The organism is Spiroplasma sp. TIUS-1, assembly GCF_010365785.1.
In the GTDB taxonomy this organism is placed as follows: Bacteria; Bacillota_I; Bacilli_A; order Mycoplasmatales; family Mycoplasmataceae; genus TIUS-1.
The window spans coordinates 408,260-426,368 of record NZ_CP048387.1; the positions used below are offsets into that span (position 1 = coordinate 408,260).

The following is an 18,109-nucleotide window of genomic DNA, read 5'->3' on the forward strand; positions in this document are numbered from 1 at the left end:
GATCGAGATTATCAATCACGCAAAAGGGGTAAACATGGTTTCAAAAAATCAAAAAGAATCACTAGTTAAAAAATTTGGTAGTAACCAAAAAGATACTGGAAAGACAGAAGTGCAAATTGCAATTCTTACTGGACATATCGCTAACTTAGCTGAACATTTAAAAGAAAACAAAAAAGACATTACATCAAGAAGAAGCTTACTAAAAAAAGTAGCGCAAAGAAGAAGATTATTAAACTACTTATTAAAATGTGATGTAAAACGTTATAAAGAAATTATTAAAAAATTAGAAATTAGAAAATAATTTTACAAATAAATATTTACATATATAAATATTTGTATATATTTATTTATATGCGGGTGTAGTTTAATGGTAGAACTTCAGCCTTCCAAGCTGACTGTGAGGGTTCGATTCCCTTCACCCGCTCCAAAAGAAAACAAAAGCAACCTTTAGGTTGTTTTTTTTATATAATTTTAAAAAGGTATACCTATGAATTTGAAAAGAAGAAAAGTTAAAGAAATTAATACAACAGAATTAAGAGATAGACAATTAATAACCGATTTTGGATGGATGGTACTTGCAATATTTATCGGAGTTATTTTACCAGGTGGAATAATGTGAGTTTTATTTGGATACGATTTTGATTTTTCAATTGAGGTTCTTATAGCTGGAAGTGGCACATTGTTTAAACTTATATCTTCATTTATAGTTTTTCTATTTGCAGCTGTATCTGCTTGAACTTTTTATTATTTTAAAATTTGTAAAGCAGATATATTTTTGTTCTCATTTGCTTTTTTTTCTATTTACATTTCATTTTTCTTTACAGGAAAATTTCTAAGTGGGACCGGTGGAAAAGAAATAATATTTAGATTTTTGATTTCATTAGCATCTGGAGCAGTTGGAACATTAATAGGAACTATGCTTTCATGATATATTGTAAACCTTGAATACAAAGCTGAGGACCATTTAGAGTCTATAGAAAAGAAAAGAGAAGTTGATCCAAATTCTCTTACAAAAAAAGAAATAAAGCTTATAAAACAAAAGGAGATGCTTGACTATAAGTATCAACTTAAACAAGAACAAAACCAAAAAATATTAGATATATTAAATAGTAAAGTTCAAAACAAATTGAAAGAAGAAGAAATTTTAAAAGAAAAACTAAATAAAGAAGAAGAGGCAAAAAGGTTAAAAGAAAAGTCTAAGAAAAAATAAATATTTTAAGATATTTATTTTTTTATTTATATGTAGTTCTGTTTAAAAAACGATTATATTTATCAATACAAATATCTTTAAACAATGTTGTACCAGTAATGTCAAACATATAATTAGCTCAAAGTGATCATAAAATATCTTGATATTTTATTTCTAAATTTAATATTTCAAAATTATCAAATAGCTTTTTTTCTTTGCAAACTTTAATGAAATAATTAACTAATGTACTATCATCGTTTAATGTTTCAGTTATAAAACTTGCAATATCAAAATAACGGTTATTGTATTTAGTAAAGTCATAGTCAATTAATTTAACATCGTTAACACCATTAAACAATATATTTCCAGGAACTAGATCATTGTGAGATAAGACATAATCTTGTTTATCTAAAATAGAAAAGGATGTAATGTCCATATTTATTTTATGAATTGGATTTTTAATATTTTTTAAAAATCATTCTAAGTAGTTTATATGGCTAAATTTTTTTAAACCTTCAATCTTTATTTTTCTTAATTCAACGATACCCTCAGCCACTAATTCAACAATTAACTTATTGATTTTTGTATCAGTCAAGTCAATGTGTGACTTGATAAAAGGAAAAGTTGATATTAATGTATTACCATCAAAAATTACATTAATTGGTTTTACTAGGATATCTGTATTAATTTTTTTAAGTTCATTTAAAAATAAGTATTCGTTAGTTTTATCTAAATAAACTGAAGTGATATCTTGTGATGTTTTATGTACGATGTCTTTTTTATATATAACCTTATTTGTAAAACCACTCATCTTTTAATCCTCACTCAAATTATAAAGTATAATCAATTCATGAAATCTAAAACAATTTGAATAGCAACAACTAACGAAGGTAAGATAAAAAATTTTAAAGACTTAATGAATGACTATAATGTTAAATCAGTTAAGGATTTTGATGATTCATTGGATATTTTAGAAACAGGAAGCACATTAAAAGAAAATGCTTTAATTAAAGCAAGAACATTTGCTAAACTGACAAACGAAATAGCAATTTCAGATGATTCTGGGCTTTTTATTGAAACACTAGATAACTTTCCTGGTGTTTACTCAGCAAGGTGGGCTGGTGAGGGTTTTTCTGATTTCGAGCTATGTATTAAAATTTTAGATAAGATCAAAGAAAATAAACTAGAAAAAATAGCTAATAAAGCTACAATGAGAACTTGTGTAGCTTATTGCGATCCAATTAAAGGAATTGAAAAAACTTTTGTTGGAACTATTGAAGGATTAATTTCTAAAGAACCAAGAGGTGAAATAGGATTTGGATATGATCAAATTTTTGAGCCAATTGGTGGAGGTGGTAAAACTTTTGCAGAGTTGGGATTTGATTTCAAAAATAAGAATAGTCACAGAAAAAATGCTGTTAAAAAATTATTATCATTTTTAGAGGAACAAGAAAATGAGTAGAAAAATAAACGTTATTTTATTCGAGCCAGAAATCCATAATAATGTTGGCTCAATTATGAGAACATGTGCATTAACTGATGCTAAACTGCATTTGATTGAACCATTTGGTTTTATATTTGATAAAAGAAATTTTGCCAGAAGTTCTGCAAATAACTTTGAGGGTTGTGAATATGTTAGATATGATAATTGAGAAGACTTTATATCTAAAAATAAAGACCCAAAAATATTTTGCCTAACTCGATATGGCAAGAAACCAATTTCAGATTTTAATTTTGATTTAATTCAGGACGAAGTATTTTTAATGTTTGGACGCGAATCAACAGGTATAGATAAAAATATACTAAAATCTAACAAGGAAAATTGTTTCAGATTGCCAATGGTAGACACTGGAAGAAGTTTAAATATATCAAACACAGTAACTGTTGCGGTATATGAAGTATTAAGACAATGAGATTATCTAAGCCTTTCTAAAGTTGAAGTAGAAAAGGGTGAAGATTACTTAGATAAAATATAGGAGGCCAAATGATATTTGCAGATTACGGATTTAAAGATTTTATTAATGATTCTTTAACAGAATTAAAATTTGAAAATCCAACTTTAATTCAACAAAAAGTTATACCAATATTAAATAAAAATGAATCAGTAATTGCGCAATCTCAAACAGGTACTGGTAAGACTCATTCTTTTCTTTTACCTATTTTTAATAACATAGATTTAGACAATCTAGATAAAATTCAATGTGTTATTGTTACTCCAACTCGTGAACTTGCACGTCAAATTTTTGCCAATATAAAACAAATTTGTAAATTTAATCCTGCAATAAAAGCTCAATTATTAATTGGTGGTGAGGATCTATCAAGTCAAATCAATAATTTAAAAATTCAACCAACAATTGTTGTGGGTACTCCAACTAGATTAAGGAGATTATATGATGATAGACATTTGAAAATTACTACTGCAAAATCAGTTGTAATTGATGAATGTGATATGATTTTTGATTTAGGATTTATTGAAGACGTAGACTTTTTAATTTCAAAGATAAATAATAATGCAAAAGTATCGTTATTTTCAGCAACAATGAAAGAAGATTTAAAACCTTTTTTACAAAAATACTTTAGTGAAGCTAAACTTATTAACATTGTAAAAGAAAATCCGATGAATACAAATATTAAAAATATTTTAATTTGAACAAGAAATAAGGAAAATAAATTAATATTTAAAATTCTTTTGAACCAAATCAACCCATATGTTTGTTTAATTTTTGTAAATACAAAACAATATGTACCAACCGTTATTAGTTGATTAAAAGAGTATGGCATTGAAAACATAGGTGAATTACATGCTGGTTTAGATCCAAGACAACGAACTAATATGCAAAAAAGAATTCAAAATATGGAATTTAAATACATTGTTGCAACTGATATTGCAGCACGTGGGATTGATATTGACGGAGTTAGTCATGTTATTTCAGTTGACTTACCAAACGAATTAGAGTATTACATTCACAGAAGTGGTAGAACAGGTAGAAATAAATATCAAGGTGAAAGTTATGTACTATTTAACTCACAAAACCAAAGCTTAGTAGATAAATTAAAATCTATGAACATTGAGTTCAGTAATATGAAAGTGTCTGATGGTCAAATAGTTGATATTAAAATTAGAGAAAAAAAACAGTTTACTAAAAAAACAAATACTAAATTTGAAATTGAAGAGGCTAAAATTATTAACAAATTTAAAGGTGGAAGAGTGAAACCTGGATATAAAGCAAAAAGAAAAGCTGAAATTGAAAAACTAAAAAAAGACACAAGAAGAAAACACATTAAAGAAAGTATTGCAAAAATTAAAAAGGAAAGATATATCAAACGTCGTAAAGATTTATTTGATAACGAAGGATAGGCGAACGTATGGAACTGAGAGAAAAGGGTTTAGATCTTATAGTGTATTTAAATACTGGTGAAGAAATATCTAAAATTATTAACAAAATTGTTAGAGAGTACAAAATAATTGATGCTAAAGTAACTGGTTATGGTTGATTGAGTTTTTTGGAATACGGAGTTCTTATTGAAAATGATCCTATATTTTCACAAAAAAATCACTTAATAGAATTAGTAACAGTTGGTTCATTAATTGGTTTAGTTGAGGAGCATGAAATGAAATTGATGGTTTCAGCTGCAACTAAAAAGGGACAACATATTGGTGAATTTATTAATGGAACTGTTGTGAACGAGTTCTCATTGACAATTTCAATTATTAAAAATGATATTTAAAATGGTTATGACCATTTTTTTATTTTTTTTAATGCTAATGGTTAATAATAAACACTATTTATTAAGTATAATTATTTATAAATAGAGATTAAGGGATAGTATGATTGGTATAATTTCAACAACGTATTTTGAGTTAAATGAAAAGGTATTTGATGGCTTTAAATTGGAAAAAAAATATTGATGAAAAAACGTTGTTATTCAGCAAGCTTCATATAAAGGTATTAAATACCTTTTAATTACCACTGGTGTTGGTAAGGCAAATGCTGCAATGGCGTTAACTTATATTACTGAAAAGTTTCCAAAGCTAATGTTATTATTAAACGTTGATATTGCTCTATCAACAAACGAAAATTTTAAAACTGGTGACGTAGTTTTTGGGTCAAACTTTATATATCGTGACTCTGATTTAACAGTATTTGAAGATGTGAAATATGGTCAAATGTTGGATGAACCAGAAAATTATACGTTTACACATGACTTCATAACTAAAATTAAGAATTTTAAATTGGGAATGAATGAAGGTGTAATTGGTACGGCAGATACACTTATTTACAATTCAGATCAGTTCAAAGATATGATATCTAAATTTGGTTTTAGTATTGATGTCATAGACACAGAAGCTGGAGTTCTGGCACAAATTGCACGAAAATCTTCAATTGATTTTATGGCATTAAAGGTTATTTATTCAAACGCAATGTTATCTTGGGAAAATGATCCTTTGCATAATATTAGAATTATTGAAGCAACAAATAAGATGAAATATGTAATTATTAAGTTAATTAATTTACTTGTTTTAGATGTAGATATTGATTTTAACGACTTAAATGAAATGGAATTAGAAGTGGTTAATGATTTATTTTACTTCTATGACGTTGCTTGAATTAAAAAGTTTCATAAAAATGCACATTATTTTATTTCAGGTATGGGTCCTTCCTTATTTATAACTGACGCAAAAAGATTGAATCCAATTGCTGTAGATTTTGTACTAATGGACTGATCACGTGAAAACAATGTCATTGCAGAATCAAAATCAGAGATGTATTCAACATCAAAATTTTGAGAAAATAAAAAAAGATATTTAGATTCAATGGAGATTTCTCCATCAAATATTTTATTGAATAAGTCAACAAGATCAAATCCACATAAAAAAAGATTATCAATTGAAGATTACTGTAAGTATATTGCAAAGCAAATTGCAATTAAATGTGAGAATAAGGATTATTATTCATTCAATGGAGTTATTATTTCTGACAAGAGTTTAGTTGTTTCTTTATTAACACAACCAAGTTTTTATTTAACTAATATTAAAAATCATGAGTTATTACAAGATTTTAAAATAGCTAAGGCTTTATTAAAAAATGAATTTATTAAATACCTTAATTTCTATTTAGAAAAAGTAAAATCTCCATTTAAAAAAATTGTTATTTTTATAAAAGTAGTACTAGATAATGGACTTACTTTAGACATTGATATAGAAACACAAAATCAAATTAATACAACAATTAAAATAAACAGTCTACAAAAAGTTGATAAGTCATTTGTCCTTGTAGATATATTAAGAGACGACTATGACCAACAAAAAGTAGGATCAATTAAAATAAACATTGATATTAATAAAGCTTAAGGTAATTTATGAGACAAGAAGAAAAAGATGAATTAATGAAAACGTTGGTAATTGATGCTTTTGTTGACTTAATGCTAATTGGAGAACCTGAAGTTACTGAACAAACAATAGACAACTTTTTGAAAGATAGATATTTTTTAGATAGATATTTGAAACTTAAAAAATCATTTGAAGAAGAAATCTCTAAGAAAAGTAAGCTAGTGGAAATGCCAAAAGTTAAGTTATCTGAAAACGTATATACTACTAAATCTGTAAGTAAAAATGATATTAATAATATTCTTAAGAATGCTAGGCTAAAAAATGATAATATGAAACAAAACTCATGAACTGATCCACAGGATATTATTGAGGCAAATATTATAAAAGAAGCTGAGAAGTCTGGTAAAAGTGCCTATGATTCCGATGTATTAAGAGAGTTAATATTAACTAGACAGAAAAATAAAAATAAAGACTCAAACATAAATTTAGCTATGGCTAACACTGCACGTGAAAATGCAGAAAAATTTAAAGGATAATTTTATGGATTTAAAAGATAAAAACAAAAATTTAATAGTTGAAGAGGCGAATAAAGAATCATTAACAGAAGAAATTTTTGTTTTATCAGATGAGCCAGAAACTTATGAACACAATGATGTAATTGATAAGACTGAAATAAAGCATTTAAATAAACGTTTACGTCGAGCTAATTCAAATAAAGACATGGGTATCAATGATGATTCAATTACTATTGATAGCGAAGGATTAGAAATATATCAATCTCAAATTTTATCTAAACGTGAAAAAACATTATTAATGAGGCACTATTTAAGATACCAATTATTTTTTGATGTATTAAAAGTTGCATTATGTGCACTTCTAGTAACAATTACATTTGATTACTTTATTTCAATTACAGGTAAAACAGGATTATATCCAGCAGGGGTGGGAGCTTTTGCACGTTTCTTATCAATTTTAACTTCTGATAGTATAAAACTACAATCATCACTTTACTTTGTTTACTATTTTGCAATTAATATTCCATTAATTATATTTGGATTTATTAAGCTAGGTAAGAAATTTACAATACTAACAGTTGTATACATTGGTCTTCAAATTGGATTTGACCAGATTATACAAAATCTACCTTATATAAATCCAACAGATTTTCATGTTATTGTTAACTATCAATTATTAAATAATAATGGTGCTTCTTGAAATAATGCCCATTGGTTATTTATATTTGGTTTAATTGCTGGATTATTTTTGGGATTTTCATATTCAATAGTTTATAAGTTAGGATCATCTACAGGTGGTCTGGATTTTGTATCAGTATATTTAAGTACTAAGTTTCACAAACCTGTTGGAGCTTTAAATAAAAACATCAACTTATGTATTTTATTTGTGGTAATTATATTGAATACCGCAGTAATGCCAATAGCAAATATAGGTGCTGACATTAAAATTGACATGATAATGAATGGAAGTACCAATTCCTGAGAGTATGCTGCAAATAATGAACTACTAGAAAATTTAATTAGAGCTTACGTTAATGGGGATCCAAACATAATTGAGAACGGTAACTCTGTACAATTAAATGATTTATTATCTTCATTTTTAAATGGTGAAACTAACATTGTAGGAAACAAAGAAACTTTGGTTCAAAGGGTATTAGAAAAATTCAAAGATAGTGAAGGAATTTTTGATTCTACAATAAAAGAGCAAGTCTATGAACAAATTGTAATTGGAGCTTGTTTAAACGGCTTTGATGGGAAAGGTCTTTCATCTGGAGCTTTATTTGGAATTAAAGTTAGATTTATTTTAGGTCCATCACTGTTTGCTTCACTAGTATTGATTTTATCTTCTGGTTTTGCAACAAACCTTTCATTCCCAAAATTCAAAATTTCAACATTTGTTATTAATACAAATAAATCAAAAGAAATTAATACTAAATTATTGGAATTAGGTTATTCAAATGATGTCTTACACTGAAATGGAATTAACCATGTTAATGGTAACTATATTCACACTGACATGTTAATGATCACAATGCCAGTAATGGAGTGAACACCAATTGAAAAAGAACTGTTTTTAATTGATCCTGATATCAGAATTAATATTATTTCAACAACAGCAGTTAAAGGTATGTTTAGCTACGAAGTAAATAAAAACCAAGATAGGGATATTATTATTAGAAACTTACATGACAACACAAGTGAAATTGAAAAGATTAAACAAATTGCCACAGTAAAATATAGAAAACAATTAAAACAAAAATTAGCAAAAGCAAAGCGTAAATAATGACAAAAGGATATATTCATATATCTTTTTTTATTTGTTTGTAAGATAATTACTATATGAAAACACGCTCAGGTTATTTTTTAATAAATAAACCTACAGGTATAACATCAAATGATTTGGTACAAAAAGTTAAGAAAAAATTCAATTTAGATAAAGTTGGGCATTCTGGAACTTTAGATCCACTTGCAAGTGGATTAATGGTTGTATTAGTAAATCAAGCGACAAAAGTATCTGAATTTTTCCTTTCTGCTAAAAAGGAATATGAATTCACAATTAAACTTTTTGAAACAACCGAAACATTGGATTCAGAAGGACCAATAATAGAAAAGCAAAAACCCTTTAAGATTTTTAAATCAGATTTAAATAAGGTAATTAAAAAATACAATGGTTATATGTATCAGCAATTTCCACCTTTATATAGTGCAATTAAAGTAGATGGCAAACGTTTATATGAATATGCTCGTGATGGTGGAAGAGAAGCACCAAATATCAATTCTAGAGAAGTTTCCATTTATAGTTTGATGTTAAAATCTTTTAATACAGAAACAAACGAAATTACATTAGTTGCAAGTTGCTCTAAAGGAACTTATATTAGATCTTTAGCACTAGATATTGCAAAGGAATTGAAAACAATAGGATATGTAACATATTTACACCGTACTAAATCTGGAGCTTTTGGTATCGAAGAGGCCACTGATTTAGATAAACTTAAATTGGAAAATATATTTACAATTTATCAGGGACTTATTTTGAGTGAATATCCAATTTATGAACACAAAAATTTAAAAGAAATTTATCATGGTAAATCAATCAAAATAAATGCAAAAGAAGAAACTATATTTCTAAGTAATACAAATAATGAAATTCAAGCTATTTATGTTCGTGTTGCTAAAGGTATATACAAGTGCAAGCGTGGATTATGAGAGACAGACAAAGATAATATGACAATTGCACAAAAGGTGGAATTACATGGTGAATAATTTGCACAAAATTATATTTAATAAAGATGAGAAATTTAACTTTAAAATCAACTCAAATGTAATGTGTATTGGTTTTTTTGATGGGTTACATTCAATTCATAAAAGCATTCTATTAAAAACAAAAGAAATTGCAGATGAATTTAACTATAGTTCATCAGTATTTACTTTTGAAGAAAAAATAGGCAAAAATACATTTAAGTTGTTTTCTAATGAAACTAAATATGAAAAAATCAACTCAGAATTTAATATTGATTTTATATTTGAAATGCAAGTAAATGATTACACCAAGTCAACATCTTATAACGACTTTTTAGACTATATTGTTAACATTTTAAAAGTTAAGAAAGTGATTGTTGGATCAGACATCAAATTTGGATACAAAGCACAAGGAAATTTAGAATCATTAATTAAGAAGTTGGGAAAGGAGAATGTTATAGTTTTTGAAAGAGAAATGCATACTTCTTCAACTAAAGCTCGGGAGTATATTAACTCAAACAATTTTGAAGCGTTTAACAATTTAATGGGTTACTATTTTGAAGCTCAGTTTGTAAGTAATTCAGATGGAACTTTCAAATTAGCAAATGATTTAAATTTTAAAAATGGAATATATTCAGTAGAAATTAATAATAAGATAGGAAGAATGACAATTGTTGATAACATGACTAGAGATATTCTTGAGTCAATGTCTGTAAAAATTATTAAATTAATTGAGGAATTTTAGTATGGGAATGAAAAAAATAATAGATAACTTATATTTAGGAGATAGAAATTCAGCTCCTATAGATACTGAATTAAGAATATCATGTGCAGAAGAGTTATATAAAGGACCTAGTGGAACTCTTTTTAATCAAACCGACTCTGTTACTTATATTAATTTTGAAGACTATCCGTATAGTTTAGACAAGGACTTGATATTAAAGTCGTTGCAAGAAATTGAAAATAATATCGCAAATAAGAAGATCTATGTTCACTGTATGTGGGGAATAAATCGCAGTGCATCTCTTGTATTTATGTTTATGGTTAGAAATGGTTATTTAAAAGGTGACACTTATTTAAGTGCTCAAAATGAATTTCACAAGATTTATCCAAATCATTCACCAAATCCAGGATGGAAAAGTTTCTTGAAAAATAATTTTCCATATGATTTTTAAGAAATTACTTTTATAAGAAAAGGTTATTTAAAATAAAAAAAGTACTCAAAATAATGAGTACTTTTTTTACTAAAATTTTTTAGCTTCAGCCTTGATTTGTGAATCAAATTCTTTCAATAAGTCTTCAGTTGATTGACTAGACCTTGGGTCCATTTTCATCCCTTGTACTTGAATAATATTTGTATTTTTAATTCCTAAAAATGCAAATAGATCTTTAACAGTAGTTGCAACATTTGCAAAATTATATTTTTCAGTAGTTCCACCCATAGTATTAATAATCATAGCATTTTTTATATTTTTAACTAATCCAGTTTCGCGTGTTTCTTTTACATATTTATATGTAAACGTTTTATTAGCAACACAAACTAAATCAAATCATTGTTTTACAATAGTAGGTAATCCAAAATTAATCATAGGAACGTTAATAATAATTTTATCAACACTTAGTAATTCATTAATAAATTCATCAGATTGGTCAAAGAAGTTTGCCATATTTGATGAATTCAAGTTAGTTAATTTAATTTCATTTAAATCTCTTTTAATAATTTCATCATTTGGATTTATCAATTTATATTCTTCAATAAATTTAGTTACAAGCGCAAATGATTTTGAGTTATTTGTAGGAATGGGGCTACCATTCAAAAATAATATTTTTGACATATTTTTTTCTCCTTAAAATATGAATATATTATACCTTTATTGTATGTCTTGTAATATAATTGTTTGTAATGTGCGGGGTGAAAATGAAGGTTATTTTAATTGCAGGAGGTTCGGGTTCTGGAAAAAGTACAATTTCAAATTCAATTGCAAATTCAATTGATTCTGAAAATGTTGCTTTTATCTCAATGGATTCTTATTATCTTCCTTTGTCACACTTAACTCTTGAAGAAAGAAAGATATTCAATTTTGATCATCCAAAAGCTGTGGATATTATAAAGTTGATTTCTGATATTAAAGATCTTGAAAATGGTAAATCAATTGATGTACCAGTTTATAATTTTGAAAATCACGATAGAGATAAGATGACAATTAAAATAAAACCAACTAAAGTTTTAATTGTTGACGGTATTCTTGCACTTCACTTTAAAGAATTACGTGATCTTGCCGATATCAAATTATACATTCAGACAGAAGGTGACATACGTTTTATTAGACGTTTATCAAGAGATATTTCTGAACGCGGTAGACAAATGGATGATGTTATTACTCAATATTTGTTAACAGTAAAACCAATGCATCAAACTTTTGTTAAGCCATCAATTCAGCATGCGGATATAATAATCCCATTTTACGAGTTTAATTCTACTGGAGCTGATTTAATTGCTTCAAAAATTAAGCAAATTATTAAAAAATAAGTTGTAAAATATTATTATATTTACAACAAAGGAAATTATGAGTTTAGAATTTATTAAAAGACAACTAGAATCATCTGTAGACTTTTCTGAATTAAGAAAATTGGTTAGGGGTTCGAGAGTTATGATCACTCTTATTATAACTTTATCAATTATATTCTGTGGTTTGATTTCAATTTTACCATTCGTAGTAATCGTTCAAGAAATGAAAGATATTTGACATGTGATACTTCCAATTACATGTGTTGCAACATTATTAGTTGCTGGAATGTTAATTATATTATCTTTCAACTTAGTTAGAACTACAGCAAAAATTAGAAAATATATTAACTCACTTGATTTAGAAAATATTTATAAAAAATCATTTAATAAAATACTTAAATATGAAGGTTTAACATTTAAAAGTTTAAATATTGTTCATTCAAAACTAATATTTAATAATACAAAAAAATGAGATGCTTTTAGCTTTTATGAAGACCAAGATTTGTTTTCATTACCATTTGATAAAAATACAGCTACTTTTGACTATAAAGGTCATGAATTAGTGTTTCAATCACAGTCAGTGATTTTAAAACGTGTGCCAATGAGAGTTATTGCAGCAAATAGAAAAAAAGGTTTGGAAACAAAATCTAAAAAGGTAATTAATATTTATAATTTAATTTGAAAAAACCAACCACTAGTTAAAAAATATAAAGGTGTTAGTGTTATTACTGGATCTGCAAGAGAAGAATTTTTTCAAACAAATAATGAAGAATTTAATACTAAGTTTTTTGTTGATGATGAATGTGAAAATGAAGCTGGAGCAGTTGAAATGTTTGATAATGAATTTGTTGATTCATTATTAGATAGTTCAAGAAAAAGAAACCACATTACATTCCATGGTCTTGTTGTTAAAGAAGAAGGTGTAGTTGTTTGTAGAACTGCAGAGACATCAAATTATCAAGGTGAAATTTCAATTGTCAAAAATGCATTTGCAACTTCTGAAGAAAGAGTTATTGATTTTGTTACAAAAAACATTAATGCTGATATTTTAAACTTTGCAAGATCAGTTAGATACTTAGTTGGGCTTGATTAATTAACTTATTATTAATGAAAATAATAGCAATTCAAATGAAAAAAATTCAAAAATAGACATTTAAAAATAAAAAAATTAAATGTCTATTTTTTTTGTGTTATATATATTGGTATAAAAGGAAACAAGAAATGGCAGCAGAAGCAAAAAAGAAATCGACATATTCAGATGATTCGATTCAAGTTCTAGAAGGATTAGATGCCGTTAGAAAAAGACCAGGTATGTACATCGGTTCAACCGATGGGCGAGGACTTCATCACTTAGTTTGAGAAATTGTAGATAACTCAATTGATGAGGCACTAGCTGGATACTGTACAGAAATTAGAGTTATTATTGAGAAAAATAACTCTATAACTGTAATTGATAATGGACGTGGAGTTCCAGTTGGATATAATAAGCAAATGAAAAAGTCAACTCCAGAAGTTATTTTTTCAGTTTTACATGCTGGTGGTAAATTTGGTGGAGATGGCTATAAAACATCTGGTGGACTTCACGGAGTTGGATCATCAGTTGTTAACGCTTTATCTAAAACTTTTGACGTTACAGTTTATCGTGATGGTAAAAAACACGAAATATCATTTAAAGATGGTGGTAAATTAAGTAGTGACTTAAAAGTTGTAGGAAATTCATTAAAAACAGGTACAACAATTAATTTTTTGCCAGATAAAAAAATATTTAGTGAGACAGTTTTTTCATTTCACACAATTTCTGAAAGATTAAAAGAGTCAGCTCTTTTAAACTCGGGTTTAAAAATATCAATTGAAGATAAAAGAAAAGATAAAAGTATTGAATATGTTTTTGAAGATGGACTAGTTGAGTTTATTAAAGAACTACGTGGTGACGCAAAAGAAGTTACTTCTCCAATAATAATTAAGGGAAAAGAACAAGAAATTGATGTTGAAATAGTAATGGCTTATACTGAAGAATATTCTGAAACATTACTATCTTTTGCTAACAATGTAAAAACAAGTGAAGGTGGAACACACGTTACTGGATTTAAAACAGGAATTGTAAAGTCACTAAATGATTTTGCAAAAAAAGAGGGAATCCTTAAAGATAAAGATAAAAGATTTGATTCAAATGATTTAAAAGAAGGTATGATTGCTGTTGTTACAGTTAAAGTTCCAGAAAAATTAATACAATATGAAGGTCAAACAAAAGGAAAACTTGGAACTTCTGAAGCAAGATATGTTGTAGAAAAAGTTGTAACTGATCGTTTAGAGTGATGATTAACTGAAAATAGACCAGTAGGTAAAAAGATTGTTGAAAAAGCTGTTTTAGCTCGTAGAGCAAAAGAAGAAGCTAGAAAAGCAAGACAAGCTATTCGTGATCAAAAAACAAAAGGTAAATCAAAATCAATGTTGGGTAAACTGACAGTTGCTCAAGGTAGAAATAAGTTATTAAATGAGTTATTTTTAGTCGAAGGGGATTCAGCTGGAGGTTCAGCTAAATCTGGACGTGATAGAAAATTTCAAGCTATTTTACCTTTACGTGGTAAGGTTATTAATGCCGAAAAGACAAAGATTGCAGACTTATTAAAAAATGAAGAAATTACAGCAATAATTAATTCAATTGGTGCTGGATTAGGTCAAGACTTTGATATTTCTGATGCAAATTATGGAAAAATAATTATCATGACCGATGCTGATACGGATGGAGCTCATATTCAAACACTATTATTAACATTCTTCTTTAGATATATGAAAGAACTAATAACAGAGAAAAAAATTTATATTGCTTTACCTCCATTATTTAAAGTAACTCCTTCAGGTTCTAAAAATTTCTTTTACTTATGAACTGAAGATGAATTAGCAGATTATGTTAGAAAAAATAAAAACAAAATAGAAATTCAACGTTACAAAGGATTAGGAGAAATGAATGCTGATCAACTTTGGGAAACAACAATGGATCCATTAACAAGAAAATTAATTAGAGTAACAATTAACGATGCTCTTCTTGCAGAAAACGCTTTTAGAACTCTAATGGGTGATAAAGCAGAAAAAAGAAAAGAATGAATTGAAGAGAATGTTAAATTTACACTTGAAGACAATATTGAATTCGAACCGATCGATGAAACAGATGAAGTATTAATCACAGATGAAGGAGAAAGCAACAATGGCGCCGAAGACTAAAAAACCAGAAGAGGTTGTTATACCTGAAGAAAACATTATTGATTATGCTCTTGACGAACTAATGGGTGATCGTTTTGGTCGTTATGCAAAATATATTATTCAAGAGCGTGCATTACCAGATGTTAGGGATGGTTTAAAACCAGTTCAAAGACGTATTCTTTATACAATGAATGAAATACAATTATTCCACGATAAGGCATATAAAAAGTCTGCCAGAGTTGTTGGAGAAGTAATTGGTAAGTACCATCCACATGGTGATACATCAATTTATGAAGCTCTAGTGCGTATGTCACAATATTGAAAACTAAATGTACCTTTGTCAGATATGCATGGTAATAATGGTTCAATTGACGGTGATAGTGCTGCTGCGATGCGTTATACTGAAGTACGTTTATCTAAGACAGCAGAGTTATTATTAAGAGACCTTAAAAAGAATTCTGTTCAATGAGCACCAAATTTTGATGATTCAGAAACTGAACCAACTGTTTTACCTGCATATTTTCCAAATATATTAGTAAATGGTTCAACAGGAATTGCTGCTGGTTATGCGACAAATATACCGCCACATAACTTTAATGAAATTTTAGATGCAACAATTAGATTAATTGAAAGACCACATTCTTCACTTGATAAAATTTCTAAAATAATTAAAGGTCCTGACTTCCCAACTGGTGGAGTTGTTATGGGTAAAGAAGGAATTCTTGAGGCTCTGGCAACTGGTCGTGGAAGAGTAGTTATTCAATCTAAAACACATATTGAAGATGGAAACATTATTATTACTGAAATTCCATATGAAATAGTTAAACAAGATTTAGTTAAAAAAATTGGTGAAGCTATTGAAGATAACCCTCAAATGGAAATCAAAGATATTCGCGACGAAACTGATCGTAATGGTTTAAGAATTGTTATTGAATTAAATAAAGATGCAAATGTTGAGATTGCAAGAAAGTGGTTATTAAAAAATACTCCATTACAAGTAGGTTATAACTATAACAATGTTGTTATTGTAGATAAAAGACCTCAATTATTGGGTATGATTGATATTTTAAAAGCTTATATTAATCACTTAGGAGAAGTATTCTTAAGAAAAACTAAATTTGATTTAGTTAAAGCAGAAAAACGTTTAGAAATTGTAAAAGGTTTAGTAAAAGCAGTTTCAATATTAGATCAAGTTATTGAAATAATTAGAAAATCTACAAACAGATCTGATGCAATTGAAAAATTAATTTCAAAATTAAAATTCTCAGAAGTTCAAGCTATTGCTATTGTAGATTTACGTCTATATAGACTTTCTTCTACTGATGTTCACAAATTAACAGCTGAAGCAAAAGAATTAGAAAATACAATAAAACATTATAAAGATATTATTAGCGATAAATTAGTTCTTGACCAAGAGTTAATTGAATTGTTGACAGTAATAAGAAAAGATTATGGTGTTGAAAGAAGAACTGAAGTTATTGATGAAATTGAAAACATTGAAATTGATTTTAAAGAAACAATTGTAAAAAAAGATTACAAAATTTGAATATCTAAAGATGGATATATTAAGTCTCTAGATCAGAAATATATTGCTCAGAATAAACTTACTCAAGAATCTTTTGCAAGAAAGCCACATGATATGTGGATTTCAACAGTTGAAGTATCTTCATTAGATAATTTAATACTTGTATGTTCTGATGGTACATACTATTTACTACCAGCATATAAAATTTCAGAATCAAAATGAAAAGATATTGGAATGCACATAAATAAAATTGCACCGTTTTCTGGAGAAAACCATATTCTTGCTGTATTTGTTGTTAAATACTTTGAAAATGCAAAACAAGAAATATTGATTGCCTCTAAAAAGGGAATGATTAAGCGTGTTCCAGTTGAAAATCTTGAAACAAAAACATTTAACAGAGCTTTCAAAATTATAAATTTAGGAGCTGACGACGAAGTTGTTTCAGCATCACTAGTTACATCACAAACAGAATATGTTGTTATGTTAACTAAAACAGGATTTACAGTTAAATATGATATCAATGAAATTCCATCATCATCACCTAGTTCAAAAGGTGTTAAATCTACGGTTTCAAAAAATGAAGACGTTGTAGCTGGTAGAGTATTTGACAAGAACGACGAATTATTTATCATTACAGAAAGAGGTGGAATTAAACGTATTAAACAAACTTTAATTCCAGTAATGTCTAGACCAAAACGTGGTGTTAGATCATTTCCAGTTTCAGTTTCTAAACCTGATTTTGCAAGTTATGCATTCAATGTAAAAAATGGTGAAAAAATTGCAATTTTAGATAGTTCTGATGTTGTTACAACGTTAGATTTAAAGCAATTCAAATCACAGTCATTAGAGTCAAAAATTATTAGCATTGACGAAAGTGGAGTTCAGTTTGCTGCGTTAAAAAGAACATTTATAATTGATAATGGTGACATACCTCCATCACCACAAGAAAAGGATGATAGTACAGTAATGCTAACAGCTAATATAAGTTCGATGATGGTCAATGGTAAAAATATTGATGAAATTAAAACTGAAGAATTAATGTTGGATTTAGACGATTTATTAGATTAATAAAAAATACCTTTGGGTATTTTTTTATTTA

18 protein-coding genes and 1 tRNA gene are annotated in these 18,109 nt (G+C 27.4%); 17 read left to right on the forward strand and 2 right to left on the reverse strand.

What is annotated here, in order from left to right:
- The first annotated feature begins 34 nt into the window (after positions 1–34).
- The 3 genes from rpsO (at position 35) to STIUS_RS01775 (ending at position 1,210) form a co-directional block, all read left to right on the forward strand.
- Positions 35–301, forward strand: a complete 267-nt coding sequence (rpsO, locus tag STIUS_RS01765; RefSeq protein WP_162649614.1) for a 30S ribosomal protein S15 — start codon at positions 35–37, stop codon at positions 299–301.
- 52 nt (positions 302–353) lie between these two features.
- A tRNA-Gly gene (locus STIUS_RS01770) sits at positions 354–427 on the forward strand.
- A 60-nt stretch (positions 428–487) separates the two neighbouring features.
- Complete coding sequence (locus tag STIUS_RS01775) at positions 488–1,210, forward strand: DxFTY motif-containing membrane protein (RefSeq protein WP_162649616.1); 723 nt, start codon at positions 488–490, stop codon at positions 1,208–1,210.
- Between the two features lie 22 nt (positions 1,211–1,232).
- On the opposite strand, the gene STIUS_RS01780 is transcribed toward STIUS_RS01775, so the two are convergent.
- The gene (locus tag STIUS_RS01780) at positions 1,233–2,000 is read right to left on the reverse strand and encodes a phosphotransferase (RefSeq protein WP_162649618.1); all 768 of its coding nucleotides are present in this window, start codon (positions 1,998–2,000) and stop codon (positions 1,233–1,235) included.
- 39 nt (positions 2,001–2,039) lie between these two features.
- Between STIUS_RS01780 and rdgB the strand changes: the two genes are divergently transcribed.
- The 10 genes from rdgB (at position 2,040) to STIUS_RS01830 (ending at position 10,950) form a co-directional block, all read left to right on the forward strand.
- Positions 2,040–2,651: an RdgB/HAM1 family non-canonical purine NTP pyrophosphatase gene (gene rdgB, locus STIUS_RS01785; protein ID WP_162649620.1), complete on the forward strand. Its 612-nt coding sequence runs from the start codon at positions 2,040–2,042 to the stop codon at positions 2,649–2,651.
- Positions 2,644–3,165, forward strand: a complete 522-nt coding sequence (locus tag STIUS_RS01790) for a tRNA (cytidine(34)-2'-O)-methyltransferase (RefSeq protein ID WP_162649621.1) — start codon at positions 2,644–2,646, stop codon at positions 3,163–3,165. Before rdgB ends, STIUS_RS01790 begins: the two co-directional genes overlap by 8 nt.
- Before the next feature lie 8 nt (positions 3,166–3,173).
- Positions 3,174–4,547 carry a DEAD/DEAH box helicase gene (locus STIUS_RS01795; protein ID WP_162649623.1) on the forward strand — a complete coding sequence of 458 codons (1,374 nt, stop codon included), beginning with the start codon at positions 3,174–3,176 and terminating at the stop codon, positions 4,545–4,547.
- An 8-nt stretch (positions 4,548–4,555) separates the two neighbouring features.
- Positions 4,556–4,918, forward strand: coding sequence for a hypothetical protein (locus tag STIUS_RS01800; RefSeq protein ID WP_162649624.1), 363 nt, complete (start codon positions 4,556–4,558; stop codon positions 4,916–4,918).
- Between the two features lie 100 nt (positions 4,919–5,018).
- On the forward strand, positions 5,019–6,542 hold the full coding sequence (fib, locus tag STIUS_RS01805; RefSeq protein WP_162649626.1) for a cytoskeletal motor fibril protein Fib: 1,524 nt from the start codon (positions 5,019–5,021) through the stop codon (positions 6,540–6,542).
- Positions 6,543–6,550: 8 nt separating this feature from the next.
- Positions 6,551–7,057, forward strand: a complete 507-nt coding sequence (locus STIUS_RS01810; protein WP_162649628.1) for a hypothetical protein — start codon at positions 6,551–6,553, stop codon at positions 7,055–7,057.
- A gap of 4 nt (positions 7,058–7,061) precedes the next feature.
- Positions 7,062–8,819, forward strand: a complete 1,758-nt coding sequence (locus STIUS_RS01815) for a YitT family ABC transporter (RefSeq protein WP_162649629.1) — start codon at positions 7,062–7,064, stop codon at positions 8,817–8,819.
- Positions 8,820–8,875: 56 nt separating this feature from the next.
- Positions 8,876–9,799, forward strand: coding sequence for a tRNA pseudouridine(55) synthase TruB (gene truB, locus STIUS_RS01820; protein ID WP_162649631.1), 924 nt, complete (start codon positions 8,876–8,878; stop codon positions 9,797–9,799).
- Positions 9,789–10,520 carry a hypothetical protein gene (locus tag STIUS_RS01825; protein ID WP_162649633.1) on the forward strand — a complete coding sequence of 244 codons (732 nt, stop codon included), beginning with the start codon at positions 9,789–9,791 and terminating at the stop codon, positions 10,518–10,520. Before truB ends, STIUS_RS01825 begins: the two co-directional genes overlap by 11 nt.
- Position 10,521: 1 nt before the next feature.
- On the forward strand, positions 10,522–10,950 hold the full coding sequence (locus STIUS_RS01830; RefSeq protein WP_162649634.1) for a dual specificity protein phosphatase: 429 nt from the start codon (positions 10,522–10,524) through the stop codon (positions 10,948–10,950).
- Between the two features lie 69 nt (positions 10,951–11,019).
- On the opposite strand, the gene STIUS_RS01835 is transcribed toward STIUS_RS01830, so the two are convergent.
- Complete coding sequence (locus tag STIUS_RS01835; RefSeq protein ID WP_162649636.1) at positions 11,020–11,610, reverse strand: FMN-dependent NADH-azoreductase; 591 nt, start codon at positions 11,608–11,610, stop codon at positions 11,020–11,022.
- Positions 11,611–11,693: 83 nt separating this feature from the next.
- Between STIUS_RS01835 and udk the strand changes: the two genes are divergently transcribed.
- The 4 genes from udk (at position 11,694) to parC (ending at position 18,078) form a co-directional block, all read left to right on the forward strand.
- The gene (udk, locus tag STIUS_RS01840; protein WP_203234697.1) at positions 11,694–12,305 is read left to right on the forward strand and encodes a uridine kinase; all 612 of its coding nucleotides are present in this window, start codon (positions 11,694–11,696) and stop codon (positions 12,303–12,305) included.
- Between the two features lie 37 nt (positions 12,306–12,342).
- Positions 12,343–13,377, forward strand: coding sequence for a hypothetical protein (locus STIUS_RS01845; RefSeq protein ID WP_162649638.1), 1,035 nt, complete (start codon positions 12,343–12,345; stop codon positions 13,375–13,377).
- A gap of 128 nt (positions 13,378–13,505) precedes the next feature.
- The gene (gene parE / locus STIUS_RS01850) at positions 13,506–15,506 is read left to right on the forward strand and encodes a DNA topoisomerase IV subunit B (RefSeq protein ID WP_162649640.1); all 2,001 of its coding nucleotides are present in this window, start codon (positions 13,506–13,508) and stop codon (positions 15,504–15,506) included.
- Complete coding sequence (parC, locus tag STIUS_RS01855) at positions 15,490–18,078, forward strand: DNA topoisomerase IV subunit A (RefSeq protein WP_162649641.1); 2,589 nt, start codon at positions 15,490–15,492, stop codon at positions 18,076–18,078. The genes parE and parC overlap by 17 nt, the downstream gene beginning before the upstream one ends.
- The last annotated feature ends 31 nt before the right edge of the window (positions 18,079–18,109 follow it).